This window comes from Lacrimispora sp. BS-2, from assembly GCF_040207125.1.
Taxonomy (GTDB): Bacteria; Bacillota; Clostridia; order Lachnospirales; family Lachnospiraceae; genus Lacrimispora.
On the sequence record NZ_CP157940.1, the window covers coordinates 1,389,771 to 1,405,595 of the forward strand.

Consider the following 15,825-nt stretch of genomic DNA (forward strand, 5'->3'; position numbering starts at 1 on the left):
GTATATTGCGCAAGCCGATAAAAAAATATTTTACTTAAATACAGCCATATGATAAGCTTAATATGCATTAAAATACTTAAGAGAAAGGATATAAAAAATGGGTACTATATGGTATGTAAAAGTTTATGAAAAGGAGTATACGATTAAACTGAAATCAAGCGAGATTTTTGTTAATGATGAAGCGAAAAAGAAAATAAGGCGGGGGATAACTATATGAATGTATTCAAGGAACTTATATTGTCGGTTTATGATTTTAAAAGTTATAAGGAATTTTTGAAAAACAAACGCCGCAAGGTTTTTTTAGCAGGAATAATTCTTACAGTTTTATATTTTGCTCTAACAATGATTGTTCCTTTTATTAAATTTCAGGTCAAAACAGGCGGTTTTGTAAAGATTATAAATGATTATATTCCTGATTTTGAGCTAAGTGACGGAGAATTCTGGATTGAAAATCCTATTGAATATGAGGCAGATGGTACATATATTAATATCAATACTGATCCGGATAATATTTTTTATGATGCAGATGAGATCGGAGAGTATCTGTCAGATTATTACCAAGTATTCCTGATAGATTCAGAAAAAGTTATTGTGAAAAACAAAGGTCAAATTCAGGGACAATATTTTTCAGATCTCGATATAGAATTCAGCAGGGATAAACTTATGGAGTTCGTTCCGCAGGCTTATCTGATCGTAGCAGGTATTATGGTTGCGGCCTTTATATTCATGGCAGCCTTCTTTTTCTTTGGGGTACTAATTGTTGCTCTTCTTGGTATGATAGCCGCCTCCTGTATGAAGTATAAACTAACTTTCGGGCAGCTTTATCAAATGGGAGTCTATGCAAGGACATTACCTTTATTGCTGAAAGCAATTCTATCCTTTCTTCCGTTTTCCATACCCATGTTCGGTATCATCAATTTCGGCCTTTCGGTGCTGTATATTGTACTTGCTATTCAGAAGATGAAGGAGTTTGATTTACAACAGCCCATAGAAGTTGTTTCGGAACAGGATAATTATTTTAGATAGAAGCAAGACGCAGGCTGCTATGGGAATTTTTTTTGGTATTTGCAATAAAAAGGATTTATGATATACTGTTCACTGCGGATATATGCTATAATGAAAAAATTAAGAGGTTATGTAAATGAATGATATAAATATGACTTACGAAGAAGCCCTCAGCCATGCCCCCCAGGAGGAGCCTGCAAGACAATACTTTTTTATAGAACGCTGCCAGGATATTCTGGAAAAATTAAAGGAAGTCTCAGGAAAGGAGCAGCTTACCTTTCACATCGCCACCTTCGGCTGTCAGATGAATTCCAGAGATTCCGAAAAGCTTCAAGGTATCTTAGAAGCTATCGGGTTTGTGGAACATGACACGGAAGAGGCTGACTTTGTTCTTTATAACACTTGTACCGTCAGGGAAAATGCCAATGACAGAGTCTATGGACGTCTTGGTTATTTAAACAGCTTAAAAAAGAAAAATCCCCATATGATGATCGCTCTTTGCGGCTGCATGATGCAGGAAGAAAAAGTAGTTACAAAGATTAAAAAGAGCTACCGCTTTGTGGATATTATTTTTGGCACTCATAACATTTTTAAACTGGCAGAACTTATGTATGAACGCCTGGAAGAAAAAAAGATGGTTGTAGACATCTGGGAGGGAACGGACCGGATTGTGGAGGATCTCCCCACGGAACGGAAGTTCCCCTTTAAATCCGGCGTTAATATTATGTTTGGATGCAACAATTTCTGCAGCTACTGCATCGTTCCCTATGTGCGGGGCAGGGAACGGAGCCGCAGCCCCAAAGACATTCTGGAAGAGGTAAAGCAGCTGGTAAATGACGGAGTTGTGGAAATCATGCTTTTAGGGCAGAATGTCAACTCATACGGAAAGACCCTGGAAACACCCGTAAGCTTTGCAGAGCTTCTGACACAGATCGACCAGGTGGAAGGCCTGGAGCGGATTCGCTTTATGACTTCTCATCCAAAGGATTTGTCAGACGAACTGATTGAAGCCATGAAAAATTCAAAAAAGGTGTGCAATCATCTTCACCTGCCTCTTCAGTCAGGCAGCAGCCGGATTTTAAAGGTCATGAACCGGAAATACACCAAGGAACAGTACCTGGAGCTTGTGGAAAAAATCCGGACAGCCATGCCGGATATTTCCCTGACCACAGATATCATTGTAGGATTCCCCGGAGAGACAGAAGAGGATTTTAACGAAACTCTTGAAGTGGTGAGAAAGGTACGCTTTGACAGCGCCTTTACCTTTATCTACTCCAAACGCACCGGAACACCGGCAGCAAAGATGGAGGAGCAGGTTTCTGAAGAAGTAATAAAGAACCGTTTTGACCGTCTGCTGGGTGAAGTCCAGAAAATCTCCTCCGAGGTCTGCGGAAGAGAGGAACACACCGTTCAGAAGGTACTTGCAGAAGAAGTGAATGATCATGAGAAGGGCCTTTTAACCGGCCGCTTAAGTAATAACACTACCGTTCACTTTAAGGGAGATTCTTCTCTCATAGGAAAAATCGTGGACGTATATCTGGATGAATCCAGAGGATTTTACTACATGGGAACTTTAAGACCATAATACGGAAGAATACAGAAGAAACGCCCTGCGGGCATACCATTACACCCGGTAAAGCGGTGGGCTCTGCCAAAAGACATGGGCGGTATACAGAAAAGAGGAAGTAAAAGAGCATGGCTGGATTGTCACCAATGATGACTCATTACGTGGAAACAAAGAAGGAATACCCGGACTGTATCCTGTTTTACAGGCTGGGAGACTTTTATGAAATGTTTTTTGATGATGCGGTTACCGTATCAAAAGAGTTGGAAATTACCTTAACCGGGAAAGAATGCGGGCTGGAGGAACGGGCGCCTATGTGCGGCGTTCCTTACCATGCCGTTGATACATATTTAAACCGTCTTGTCCAGAAGGGCTATAAAGTTGCTATAGCCGAGCAGATGGAGGACCCCAGGCTTGCCAAGGGACTGGTAAAGCGGGAGGTCATCCGTGTGGTAACGCCTGGAACCATCACAAGCGCCCAGGCTCTTGATGAGACAAAAAATAATTACCTGATGGGAATCGTCTACATCGGCGAAACCTTTGGGATCGCAGTTGCGGATATCAGCACCGGTGATTTTCTTGTAACAGAAGTAGAGTCGGAGCGGGAGCTGATCGATGAGATCAATAAGTTTACCCCCTCCGAAATCATCTGCAACGAAGCGTTTTATGTTTCGGGCGTAGATGTTGAAGAAATAAAGAACCGTCACCATGCGGTTATTTCATCTCTGGATCATCATTTCTTTTCCGATGAAGTCTGCCGGAAAATTCTAAAAGAACACTTCAAGGTAGGCGTACTCACAGGGCTTGGACTGGAAGATTATGACACCGGAGTCATAGCTGCCGGGGCAGTTATGGAATACATGTACGAGACCCAGAAAAACAGCCTCTCCCATATAACCACCATTACCCCTTATTCCACCGGGCAATTCATGATTATTGATACTTCTACCAGGCGGAATCTGGAACTTTTGGAGACCTTAAGGGAAAAGCAGAAGCGCGGAAGCCTTCTCTGGGTCCTGGACCGGACAAAGACAGCCATGGGCGCCAGAATGCTGCGCACCTACATTGAGCAGCCCCTGATCCATAAGTCAGAGATCATAAAACGCCAGAACGCCATTGAAGAGCTGAATATGAATTTCATATCAAGGGAAGAAATCTGTGAATATTTAAACCCTATTTATGACCTGGAACGTCTGATCGGACGGATCAGCTATAAAACAGCCAATCCCAGAGACATAATCGCATTTAAAAGCTCCCTGGAAATGCTTCCCCATATCAAGAATCTTTTAAAAGAATTCACCAGTGACATGCTGAAGGACTTATGGGGGGAGTTAGATCCCTTAGAGGATGTCAGGGACTTAATTGACCGCGCCATTATTGACGACCCGCCGGTTACCTTAAGAGACGGAGGGATTATTAAGGATGGGTTCCATGAGGAAGCCGATAAGCTGAGAAGCGCCAAAACAGAGGGCAAGAACTGGCTGGCTGATTTGGAAGCGCGGGAAAAAGAAAAAACCGGGATCAAAAACCTGAAAGTAAAATTCAATAAAGTATTCGGTTATTATTTTGAAGTAACCAATTCCTTTAAGGATCTTGTACCCGATTACTTTATCCGTAAACAGACTCTTGCCAATGCGGAGCGTTACACCACCGATGAACTGAAGGAACTTGAAAATGTAATACTGGGCGCTGAGGACAAGCTGTTTTCCCTGGAATACAGTTTATTCTGCCAGGTCCGGGATTCGGTGGCAGACCAGGTTCTCCGGATCCAAAAGACTGCAAGGGCCATAGCAGGAGTTGATGTTCTGGCCTCCTTATCCTCTGTTGCCACAAGGAACAATTATGTCAAGCCCCAGATCAATGAAAAGGGACTGATCGACATTAAAAACGGACGCCATCCGGTGGTGGAAAAAATGATGCGGGATGATCTGTTCGTTTCCAATGATACCTATCTGGACAACGGGAAAAACCGGGTCTCCATCATCACCGGTCCCAACATGGCAGGAAAGTCTACCTACATGCGCCAGACTGCCTTGATTGTCCTTATGGCCCAGATCGGAAGCTTTGTTCCTGCAGAGGAGGCAAGCATTGGAATCTGCGACCGGATTTTTACCCGGGTAGGCGCATCCGATGATCTGGCTTCCGGCCAGAGTACATTTATGGTGGAGATGACGGAGGTAGCAAATATCCTCCGGAACGCCACAAAAAACAGCCTGATCGTCTTAGATGAAATAGGCCGCGGAACAAGCACCTTTGACGGGCTCAGCATTGCCTGGGCCGTGGTGGAGCACATCAGCAATCCGAAAATCCTGGGAGCAAAGACCCTGTTTGCCACCCACTATCATGAGCTGACCGAGCTGGAAGGAACCATGAGCGGGGTAAATAATTACTGCATCGCAGTAAAGGAACAGGGCGATGACATTGTTTTCTTAAGAAAAATCATAAAGGGCGGAGCCGATAAAAGCTACGGCGTACAGGTAGCAAAGCTGGCCGGCGTACCAGATACCGTCATTGTAAGGGCCAAGGAGCTGCTGTTAGAATTAAGCGATGCGGACATCACAGCTAAGGCCAGGGAAATTGCCGGGATCAACGCCAATATTACCCAGAGAAAAGCAGTTCCCAAGCCGGACGAAGTGGATTTGCAGCAGATGTCCATCTTTGATACCGTAAAGGATGATGACATCATCAAGGAATTAGGAGATTTAGAACTGGGTAACATGACGCCCATTGACGCACTTAATACTTTGTACTGTCTGCAGACAAAGCTGAAGAACCGCTGGCAGTAAGGCGTATCTGCTAATCCCGGAAAAAACTGACACGCCCTGGAGAAAGGAGACGTACCATGCCGAATATAACCGTACTGGACCAAAGCACCATTAACAAAATAGCGGCAGGAGAGGTCATTGAACGTCCGGCCTCCGTTGTAAAGGAGCTTTTGGAAAACGCCATTGACGCCAAATCTACCGCAGTTACCGTGGAGATCAAAGAAGGAGGAACCTCCTTTATCCGGGTGACCGACAATGGATGCGGAATCCCAAAAGAGGAAGTCTCTCTGGCTTTTTTGCGCCATTCTACAAGTAAAATTAAATCGGTAGAGGATCTGTTCACCATTTCCTCTCTTGGATTCCGGGGAGAGGCTCTTGCAAGCATTGCTGCAGTCTCCCAGGTGGAGCTTATTACCAAGACCAGTGCAGGGCTTACCGGAACCAGATATCAGATTGACGGAGGCGAAGAACGGTCCGTGGAAGAAATCGGAGCACCGGAAGGGACTACCTTTATTGCCAGGAACCTGTTTTATAACACTCCGGCCAGGAAAAAGTTTCTAAAGACTCCTGCAACGGAAGGCGCCCATGTGGCAGAACTGGTGGAAAAGCTGGCCCTGTCTCATCCGGAAGTATCCATCCGCTTTATCCAGAACAATCAGAACAAGCTGCACACTTCCGGAAACCACAACTTAAAGGATATTGTATACACAGTCTTTGGACGGGAAATCGCATCAAACCTTTTGGAGGTTTCGGTGAGCAAGCCCCAGGTTTCCATTCATGGCTACATCGGAAAACCGGTGATCGCCAGAGGCAACCGTAATTACGAAAACTATTTCATTAATGGCAGGTACATAAAAAGCAGCATCATTTCCAGAGCAATTGAAGAAGCTTACCGGCCATTTATGATGCAGCATAAATATCCCTTCACCATGCTTCATTTCTCCATTGACCAGGAAATCCTTGATGTGAATGTCCACCCCACCAAGATGGAACTTCGGTTCCGGGATGGGGAAATGATCTATCATATGGTACATCAAGTGATATCAAGCGCTTTGGCCCACAAAGAGCTGATCCCGGAGGTGGAATTAGAGAAAAAGGCGGAGGAAAAGCCAGGCTTTGCCGGCAAAAAACACGGGCCAAGCCCGGAGCCTTTTGAAAAGCAGCGGCTTATGGCCATGGAGCAGCAGGCTGCCGCGGAAGAGAAGAAGGAAACGGTAAGCCTCTTTCCTAAAAGGTTAACCCCGCCCCAGCCTTCCTTTGTAAAGGAAGGGGAGGAACTGTCGGACAACTGGTTAAAACCACAGGCCCCTCCCATTGATAAGCCGGCAGAGGTTCCAGCCAGGGAAGCGGCTCCCAAAAGAGAAAAGGAGCCGGAACAACTGGATCTGTTCGATGGAAAGCTTCTGGAACCAAAGGCCCGGTCCATGCACAAGCTCATCGGGCAGCTGTTCGATACCTACTGGCTGGTGGAATTTAATGAACAGCTTTTTATTATTGACCAGCATGCTGCCCATGAAAAGGTTTTATATGAAAAAACCATGGGAACACTTAAGAATATGGAATGCATTTCCCAGTTGGTAAGCCCCCCTATCATCCTGACCTTAAACCAGAATGAAGAAGTTTTATTAAAACGCCATTTAAAATATTTTACGGATATGGGCTTTGAGATCGAGCCCTTTGGCGGCAGGGAATATGCGGTCAGAGGGGTTCCGGCCAACCTGTTTTCCATCGCAAAAAAGGAGCTTCTGATTGAGATGATTGATGGATTGTCCGAGGATGGCTGATCCCATAACCCGGATATCATTTATGAGCGGGTCGCCTCCTTATCCTGCAAGGCAGCAGTAAAAGGAGGGCACAGCTTATCTGCAGCGGAAGCCAACCAGCTTATCGACCAGCTTTTAAGCCTGGAAAATCCCTATGCCTGCCCTCACGGAAGGCCAACGATCATTTCCATGAGCAGATATGAGTTAGAGAAGAAATTTAAGAGGATCGTATGATGAGACCGCTGATTATTTTAACCGGGCCGACGGCAGTGGGAAAGACCGCTCTGTCGGTCCGTCTTGCAAAGGCAATCGGAGGAGAAATTATAAGTGCTGATTCCATGCAGGTATACCGCCATATGGACATCGGTTCCGCAAAGATCACAAAAGAAGAAATGGAAGGCGTTCCTCATTACCTGATCGATGTCCTTGATCCGGAAGAGGAATTTAATGTAACAGTCTTTCAAAAAATGGCCAAGGAGGCCGTGGAAGAAATTTATTCTCACGGTCATATTCCAATTGTGGCCGGAGGAACCGGTTTTTATATCCAGGCCCTTCTTTATGATATTGATTTTACGGAAAATGGAGAAGATGTCTCCATACGCACGGAACTGGAAAAGCTGGGGCAGGAGAGGGGAGCAGCGTTTCTCCATAACCTTCTTCGGGACATTGACCCGGATTCCGCAGATGAGATCCATGAGAATAATATAAAACGGGTAATCCGGGCAATTGAATATTACCGGCAGACCGGGGAGAGGATCTCAGAGCATAACAAACGGGAAAGGCAGAAAAAGTCTCCTTATGATTTCCTCTATTATGTGGTAAATACAGATCGGGCCTACCTCTATGAACGGATAGACCGGCGCGTGGATCTCATGCTTGAGCAGGGTCTTGTGAAAGAGGTAATGCATTTAAAGGACATGGGCTTAACCAGGGACTTAGTTTCCATGCAGGGCCTTGGCTATAAAGAAATCCTGGATTATTTACAGGGGATATATACACTGGAAGAGGCCATTTATGTCCTGAAACGGGACACCAGGCATTTTGCAAAGCGCCAGATCACCTGGTTTAAACGGGAAAAGGATGTAAGATGGCTGAATCTTCCTGATTTTGACAATGACCTGGATCAAGTACTTTTGAAAATTTCACAGGACATAAATGAGACGTACGGATTGGAGAAAAATAAACAATGGACATAAATGAAATGTATGAAAACCTGGGAATCAGCCGTCAGGTAATGGATTTTGGGAAAGAAATTGAAGAAGCGTTAAGAGAACGTTTTAAAGAAATCGATGAAACGGCTGAATACAATCAGATGAAGGTCATTAAGGCCATGCAGGAGAACCGGGTCAGTGACATCCATTTTGCGGCAACCACAGGCTATGGCTACAACGATCTGGGCCGTGACACGTTAGAAGCAGTTTATGCCAGCGTATTCCATACAGAAAGCGCTCTCGTAAGGCCGAACCTGATCAGCGGAACCCATGCCCTGACCGTTGCCCTTTCCGGAAATCTCCGCCCCGGGGATGAACTTCTCTCACCTGTGGGAAAGCCTTATGATACCCTGGAGGAAGTGATCGGCATCAGGGACAGTGTGGGTTCCTTAAAAGAGTATGGAGTGGTATACCGGCAGGTAGACCTTTTGTCCGATGGAACCTTTGACTACGAATCCATAGAAAAAGCGGTAAACGAAAAAACAAAGCTGGTCACCATTCAGCGTTCCAAAGGCTACGATACCCGTCCTACCTTCTCGGTTTCCCATATCGGTGAGCTGATTTCCTTCGTGAAAAAACTGAAACCGGATGTGATCTGTATGGTCGACAACTGCTACGGGGAATTTGTTGAACGGATGGAGCCGTCTGACGTAGGGGCCGATATGGTGGTTGGCTCACTCATAAAGAATCCAGGGGGAGGCATTGCTCCCATCGGCGGCTACATCGCTGGAAGAACCGATTGCATTGAACGGGCAGCCTACCGTCTGACAGCACCTGGCCTTGGAAAGGAAGTAGGAGCTACTCTGGGCCTTAACCAGTCCTTTTTTCAGGGATTATTCTTATCGCCTACCGTAGTGGCAGGAGCCTTAAAGGGCGCTGTTTTCGCCGCCAATGTCTATGAAAAGCTGGGCTTTGCGGTGGTCCCTGACGGTTCCCAGTCCCGCCATGACATTATCCAGGCCGTTACCTTTGGAAAGCCGGAAGGAGTGATTGCTTTCTGTCAGGGAATTCAGGCAGCAGCCCCTGTTGACAGCTTTGTCACCCCGGAACCATGGGATATGCCTGGCTATGACGCCCCTGTCATCATGGCAGCCGGTGCTTTTGTACAAGGTTCATCCATTGAGCTGAGTGCCGACGGTCCTATCAAACCGCCTTATGCGGTTTATTTCCAGGGAGGTCTTACCTGGTACCACGCAAAGCTTGGAATTTTAATGTCAGTGCAAAAGCTTTTGGATGCTGGCCTGATCCGATTGTAAAAATAAATTTTTCACAAACAAGTCCCAGTACTTGTCCCTTAGAGGCAAATTATAAAAAAACGGTATACACAACTGCAAAACTATGTTAAAATGATTTGATAGGTATGGACAATCCTGTCATAAAACCAAAAGGGGTAGCAAAGCAGATGAAATACAAAAACTGCTGGGTACTGCTTCTTCTTATGCTGGCCGGCGTAGTGCTCGGAGGCTTTGTCGGAGATCTGACCCGGGGAATTTCCTGGCTGTCCTGGTTAAACGCAGGACAATCCTTTGGATTTGACACCCCTCTGACCGTCAATCTCGGCATTCTGGTAATTACCTTTGGCATTAACATTAAAATTACCATGGCCGGCATTATAGGAGTGGCGGCAGCCCTCATTACATATCGGTTAATTTGAACGCCTGCGTTCATAAGCAAGTATCGAAGCGGATTGTGAACAGCCGCTTTGTCTACATATGTCCTTTTTTAACGTGCCTGGAGAGTAACGGTCAGGAGGCATATGAAACGAATAACGATGAAAGACATTCCTGCGGATGAACGGCCCTATGAAAAGTGTTTAAAGGAAGGGCCGGAAGGGTTAAGCGATGCAGAGCTTTTATCTATCATCATCCGCACAGGTTCCAGGGAGAGCAATTCCGTGGCGCTGGCACAGAAGATACTGGCCTTAAATTATCCCAAAGAGGGTATTTTAGGGCTTTTGCATCTTTCAATGCCTGAACTTATGTCGGTTAAGGGAATCGGAGCTGTCAAAGGTGCCCAGCTTTTATGCGTGGGAGAACTTTCCAGACGGATCTGGAAAAGAGCTGCCCGCTCCGATGGGGATTTATTCCATAATCCCCTTGATATTGTAAATTACTTTATGGAGGATATGCGCCATAAAGAACAGGAGATGGTTTATATCATGCTCCTGAATACAAAAGGAGCCCTGATAAGGGACATTATGATCTCTCAGGGAACGGTGAATGCTTCCGCGGTTTCTCCCAGGGAGATTTTCATTGAGGCTATGAAATATCATGCAGTAAGCCTGGTACTGGTCCATAACCATCCAAGCGGAGATCCGTCCCCCAGCAGGGAAGATGTAAGCTTCACCCGCAGGGTAAAGGAGGCAGGGGATCTGGTTGGCATCCGGCTGTTGGACCACATTATCATAGGAGATAATTCCTATATCAGTTTGAAGGAACGGGGAATCTTATAGATGGAATCAAAACGCAGCAAATATGTTCTTATTGCCTTAACGGTATTTTGTGTCCTGTTGATCGGGCTGACCTCTATTCGTGACGAATGGCTGACGCCCCTTAGGACCGGGGTGGGGTATTTCCTGATCCCGGTGCAATCTGGCGTCAATGCGGTTGGCTCGGCCATTTATGATGAAATTATCGATTATACAAAGCTTCATGACGCACTGAAGGAAAATAAAGAGATGAGGGATATCATCACACAGCTGACAGAAGAAAACACCAGGCTTCAGGCGGAAGAATTTGAATTAAAACGGCTTCGCCAGCTTTACAGCCTGGATCAGGAGTATGCCCAATATACAAAGGTGGGAGCCAGGGTCATTGCCAATGACTCAAGCAACTGGTTCCAGATATTCCGCATAGACAAAGGCTCAAAGGATGGCATTGCCCCGGATATGAATGTTGTGGCCGGTGGCGGCCTGGTTGGCATTGTTACGGATGTGGGAGCCAATTATGCAACCGTCCGTTCCATTATTGATGACTCCAGCCGTGTGAGCGGCATGGCCATGCAGTCTGGTAACAGCTGCATCGTTGCCGGTGACTTAACCCTGTTTAAGGAAGGGAGGCTCCGGATCACCAACGTATTAAAGGAAAGTGATGTAAAAGACGGAGATAAGATCGTAACCTCCAACATCAGTTCCGTATTCCTGCCCGGCATCCTGGTTGGTTATGCCTCTGACATTACCAATGATACCAATAACGTCACCAAGTCAGGGTACTTAATTCCGGCTGCAAATTTTGACAGCCTGCAGGAGGTTCTGGTTATTACGAAACTGAAATCTGACATGATGAAGGAAGAAGCTGCTTCAGAGGAAACAGCTCCCCAGGAACCGGCTTCCTCTGAAGCAGAAACAACAGAGAGCAATTCTCAATAAAGGAGTGACATGAGACGGATAATTTTTAATGTGCTGATGATAATTCTGGCATTTACCATTCAAAACTGCCTATTTCCGTTGCTTCCGTTTTTATCGGCCTCACCTAACCTGCTCTTAATCCTTACCTTTTCCTTTGGCTTCATGCATGGAAAAGAAGCCGGGATGTATTACGGGCTTTTGGCCGGGCTTCTAATGGACTTATTTTACAGCGGGCCTTTTGGCTTTTACACCCTGATTTTTATCTACATTGGCTATATTAATGGAATTTGTACGAAATATTATTATGAAGATTACATTACGCTTCCCTTGATTCTAAGCGTACTGAACGAATTGGCTTACAACCTGTATATTTATGTTTTCCGGTTCCTCATCCGACAGAAAGTAAGGGTTGGTTATTATTTTATCAATCTGATGCTTCCGGAAATCATTTTTACCGTTGTAACGACCCTGCTTCTTTATCGGGCATTCCTGATTTTGAACCGGCACTTGGAAAAGATAGGAAAAAGAGGTGATTCGGCAATTGTTTAGTGATTTGTTAGACATTATAAAGGAATTTTTTAAAAAAGCAGTATCTTCACGGCTTTTTATTCTTGGAATCATCGCCTTTTTCATGTATGCAGGATTAATAAATAAACTTTTTAACATGCAGATCATCAATGGAGAAGAGGCCCTTAACGAATACCTGCAGCTTACGGAACAGACCATTACCACTGCCGGAACAAGGGGCAATATCTATGACCGGAACGGAAAAGTCCTGGCTTATAATAAGCTGGCTTATTCCGTCACTGTACAGGATACCGGAGCTTATAAGAATTCAGCAGCCAAAAATAACATGTACTTAATACTGGTGCAGATCCTTGAAAAGCACGGGGAAACCATACAGGGGAAATTCGAAATCGCTATTGATCCCAACGGCGACATGGTCTATACTTCTTCCTCTGAGCCTTCCAGAAAGCGCTTTCTACGAGACTATTACGGTCTGAAAAAGGTGGAAGAATTAGATAATGAAAAAGGCGATTATCCCTCTAATTTAAGCGCAAGAGAGCTGTTTGAGAAGGCATGCAAGGACAATGGCCTTACAGACATGAAAGACCAGGCTGGAAAGTCCTTGACCCTGACAGACCAGGAGGCACTGGATATCATCAATATCAAATACGCCCTTCGCCTCATGTCTTACCGCAAATATGAAGCCACTACGGTTGCTACCCAGGTATCCGATGAAACCGTGGCGGATATTCTGGAACATATCGGGGACATGCAGGGAGTGAATGTGGAGGAAACCACGATCCGCGCCTATAACGACAGCATCCCCTTTGCTCCTGTCATCGGTTATACCGGAAAGGTCCCGGAGGACCAGCTGGAGGGCCTTCAGAAGAAAAAGGACGATTACGACATCAATGACATCGTAGGGCGGGCCGGAATTGAATATACCATGGAGCATGATCTTCAGGGTACAAAAGGGAAAAAAACAATTTACAAAGACAGCGTAGGACGGATACGTGAAACAAAGGATGAAACTGATGCTTCTGCAGGAAACGATGTGTATCTGACTCTGGATGCAGATCTTCAGAAAGGCATTTACCACTTAATCGAACAGTCTTTAGCCGGAGTTCTCATTAAGACCATTGTAAATAGTGATTACCGTTCAGGCTCCACCACCGATGGTTCCAATATGAAGATACCTGTTAAGGATGCCTACTACCAGCTGATCAACAACAATGTCCTTTCCTTAAAGGAAATGGAAGGAGAGGACGCTTCTGAAACTGAAAAAAACATATACCGGAAATATATGTCTTCCCAGCAGCAGATTTTTACCAATCTGAACAATGAACTGATGAGCACTCATGCCACACCAATGAAAGATCTTTCGGAAGACATGAAAGCCTATATGTTTTATATATATACCTATCTTTCCAGTCCCACGGAGGGAATCATCAGGGAAGATGTCATTGATACCTCCAGCGGGGAATATCAGGCATGGAAAGCAGATGAAATCAGCTTAAGGAACTATTTGTATTATGGAATAGCCAGCGGCTGGGTAGACACCACCAAACTGGGGACCGGCAGCAAATATTCAAGCGCGGATGACACCTTTGAAGCCCTTGTGGCTTATGCACTGGACAAGTTAAAGGACGACCGGAACTTTACAAAGAGAATATACCGGTATCTGATCAATGACGATGTCATTACAGGGCAGGAGCTGTGCCTTGCCTTATACGATCAGGGAGTTTTAACAGACAGCGGTCAGGATGCCGCAGAACTGAGAGCTACAGGCGATGCTTACGCCTTCCTGATCAAAAAGCTGTCCACCCTGGAAATTACGCCTGCACAACTGGCATTATCTCCATGTAATGCGGGTGTAGTGGTTACAAACGACAAAACAGGAGAAGTGCTTGCCCTGGTATCCTATCCGGGATATGATAACAACCGGATCGGCGATGGCAGCTATTTCAGCCAGCTGCAAGCGGACTTGTCCCTTCCGTTATACAACAATGCGACCCAGACAAGAAAAGCACCTGGTTCTACCTTTAAACCCATTACCGCGGTAGCCGCTCTGGAAGAGCATGTCGTCACAACGGATGAAACCATTGCCTGTACCGGCATTTATACGGATGTGGAACCGCCTATTAAGTGCTGGATTTATCCCGGCCAGCATGGTCCTCTGAACATTGTAGGAGGAATCGGGAATTCCTGTAACTATTTCTTTGCTGATCTGGGGCACCGTTTATCAATGGACGCAAACGGAGTATATTCTCCTGACCAGGGACTTGAAGTCTTACGGAAATATGCATCCATGTTTGGGCTGGATCACAAGTCCGGGGTAGAGATTGCAGAGCTTGATCCTCAGATTTCAAAAGAAGCACCGGAGCGTTCTACCATGGGACAGGGAAGCCATGCTTACACCAATGTCCAGCTTTCCAGATATGTGGCTGCCATCGCAAACCGGGGAACCGTATTTGAACTCAGTTTATTGGACAAGACTACGGATTCTGAAGGCAATCTGATACAAGATTATACCCCTGAGATTTCTTCTCATATTGACGCGGCGGCTTCAACGTGGGATACTGTACAACAAGGAATGAGAGAAGTGATTGCAAACGGTTCAAGTAAAAGGCTGTTTACCGACCTTGAAGTGGAAATTGCCGGTAAAACCGGCACTGCCCAGGAGGCCCGTAACAAGCCCAATCACGCATTCTTTATTTCTTATGCGCCATATGACAATCCGGAAATCTGTGTTACCGTGAATATTCCGTATGGCTATTCATCATCCAACGCCGCCAATATTGCGAAGAACGTCTATAAGTATTATTACGGCTATACGGACTTAGAATCCATTGTAAATGCCGGCGCCCTGGATGCAGCGAAGGTCAACATTCGCGATTAACTAGGATAAGAGGTGATATGATGCATAGTACCGTAGTAATTAAAAGCAACAGAGCAGGTATGACTGTCATCCTGGACCCAGATATCCCCTTCCCTCAGCTTCTTTCTGATATCGGGAAAAAATTCGGGGATCATGCAAAATTCTGGGGATCCGTACAAATGACTCTGACCCTGGAGGGTCGGGAACTGACTCCCGAGGAAGAGTTCGCAATTATTAACCAGATCACGGAAAACTCCAATGTGGAGATCATCTGTCTGGTTGATACGGATATAAACCGTATGGAGCGCTGCGAAAAAGCACTGAATGAGAAACTCATGGAGCTGTCCTGCCAGACAGGACAATTCTTTAAAGGCAATCTACAAAACGGAGAGACTTTGGAATCTGAAGCCAGTATCGTCATCATCGGTGATGTAGGCAAGGGGGCAAAGGTTTTGGCAAAGGGCAACGTAATCGTTCTTGGAAAGCTTTCCGGAACGGTATGTGCAGGTGTGGCAGGCAACCGGGGAGCGCTCATTACAGCCCTGGAAATGGCTCCGACCCAGCTGCGCATTGCAGATTGCACCTCAGGTCTGGACGGAAGAGGCAAGCGTCTGGGACGGGGTCCTATGAAGGCTTTTATGGAAAATAACAAAGTCTTAATAAAACCAATGAAAAAAAGTGTGGAAATATTCCAAAAACTAAGGTAGAATAGAAAAAGGAAGTTCGATTCGCCTTTGGCCCATCGAACGGATAATTTACTTGCCTTCGCTAAGTAAATTATACCTT

General features: G+C 45.6%; 11 protein-coding genes and 1 pseudogene. All 12 read left to right on the forward strand.

Features of this window, described 5'->3' with window-relative positions; translation table 11 throughout:
- The first annotated feature begins 213 nt into the window (after nt 1-213).
- On the forward strand, nt 214-1,026 hold the full coding sequence (locus ABFV83_RS06615; protein ID WP_349948120.1) for a DUF1189 domain-containing protein: 813 nt from the start codon (nt 214-216) through the stop codon (nt 1,024-1,026).
- A gap of 115 nt (nt 1,027-1,141) precedes the next feature.
- Entirely contained in the window at nt 1,142-2,590 is a 1,449-nt protein-coding gene (gene miaB / locus ABFV83_RS06620; protein ID WP_349948121.1) for a tRNA (N6-isopentenyl adenosine(37)-C2)-methylthiotransferase MiaB, read from the forward strand.
- 110 nt (nt 2,591-2,700) lie between these two features.
- Nucleotides 2,701-5,355, forward strand: coding sequence for a DNA mismatch repair protein MutS (gene mutS, locus ABFV83_RS06625; protein ID WP_349948122.1), 2,655 nt, complete (start codon nt 2,701-2,703; stop codon nt 5,353-5,355).
- Between the two features lie 56 nt (nt 5,356-5,411).
- Nucleotides 5,412-7,331 (forward strand): annotated as a pseudogene (gene mutL, locus ABFV83_RS06630) (DNA mismatch repair endonuclease MutL).
- Entirely contained in the window at nt 7,328-8,293 is a 966-nt protein-coding gene (gene miaA, locus ABFV83_RS06635) for a tRNA (adenosine(37)-N6)-dimethylallyltransferase MiaA (RefSeq protein ID WP_349948123.1), read from the forward strand. Before mutL ends, miaA begins: the two are co-directional and overlap by 4 nt.
- Nucleotides 8,284-9,564 (forward strand): methionine gamma-lyase family protein, encoded by a 1,281-nt coding sequence (locus ABFV83_RS06640; RefSeq protein WP_349948124.1) that lies wholly within the window; start codon nt 8,284-8,286, stop codon nt 9,562-9,564. The genes miaA and ABFV83_RS06640 overlap by 10 nt, the downstream gene beginning before the upstream one ends.
- Before the next feature lie 146 nt (nt 9,565-9,710).
- On the forward strand, nt 9,711-9,962 hold the full coding sequence (locus tag ABFV83_RS06645; protein WP_349948125.1) for a DUF4321 domain-containing protein: 252 nt from the start codon (nt 9,711-9,713) through the stop codon (nt 9,960-9,962).
- A gap of 102 nt (nt 9,963-10,064) precedes the next feature.
- Nucleotides 10,065-10,760, forward strand: coding sequence for a DNA repair protein RadC (radC, locus tag ABFV83_RS06650; protein ID WP_349948126.1), 696 nt, complete (start codon nt 10,065-10,067; stop codon nt 10,758-10,760).
- Complete coding sequence (gene mreC / locus ABFV83_RS06655; protein ID WP_349948127.1) at nt 10,761-11,675, forward strand: rod shape-determining protein MreC; 915 nt, start codon at nt 10,761-10,763, stop codon at nt 11,673-11,675.
- Between the two features lie 9 nt (nt 11,676-11,684).
- Nucleotides 11,685-12,203 (forward strand): rod shape-determining protein MreD, encoded by a 519-nt coding sequence (gene mreD / locus ABFV83_RS06660; protein ID WP_349948128.1) that lies wholly within the window; start codon nt 11,685-11,687, stop codon nt 12,201-12,203.
- Nucleotides 12,196-15,060, forward strand: a complete 2,865-nt coding sequence (locus ABFV83_RS06665; protein ID WP_349948881.1) for a penicillin-binding transpeptidase domain-containing protein — start codon at nt 12,196-12,198, stop codon at nt 15,058-15,060. The genes mreD and ABFV83_RS06665 overlap by 8 nt, the downstream gene beginning before the upstream one ends.
- A gap of 20 nt (nt 15,061-15,080) precedes the next feature.
- Nucleotides 15,081-15,746: a septum site-determining protein MinC gene (locus ABFV83_RS06670; protein WP_349948882.1), complete on the forward strand. Its 666-nt coding sequence runs from the start codon at nt 15,081-15,083 to the stop codon at nt 15,744-15,746.
- The last annotated feature ends 79 nt before the right edge of the window (nt 15,747-15,825 follow it).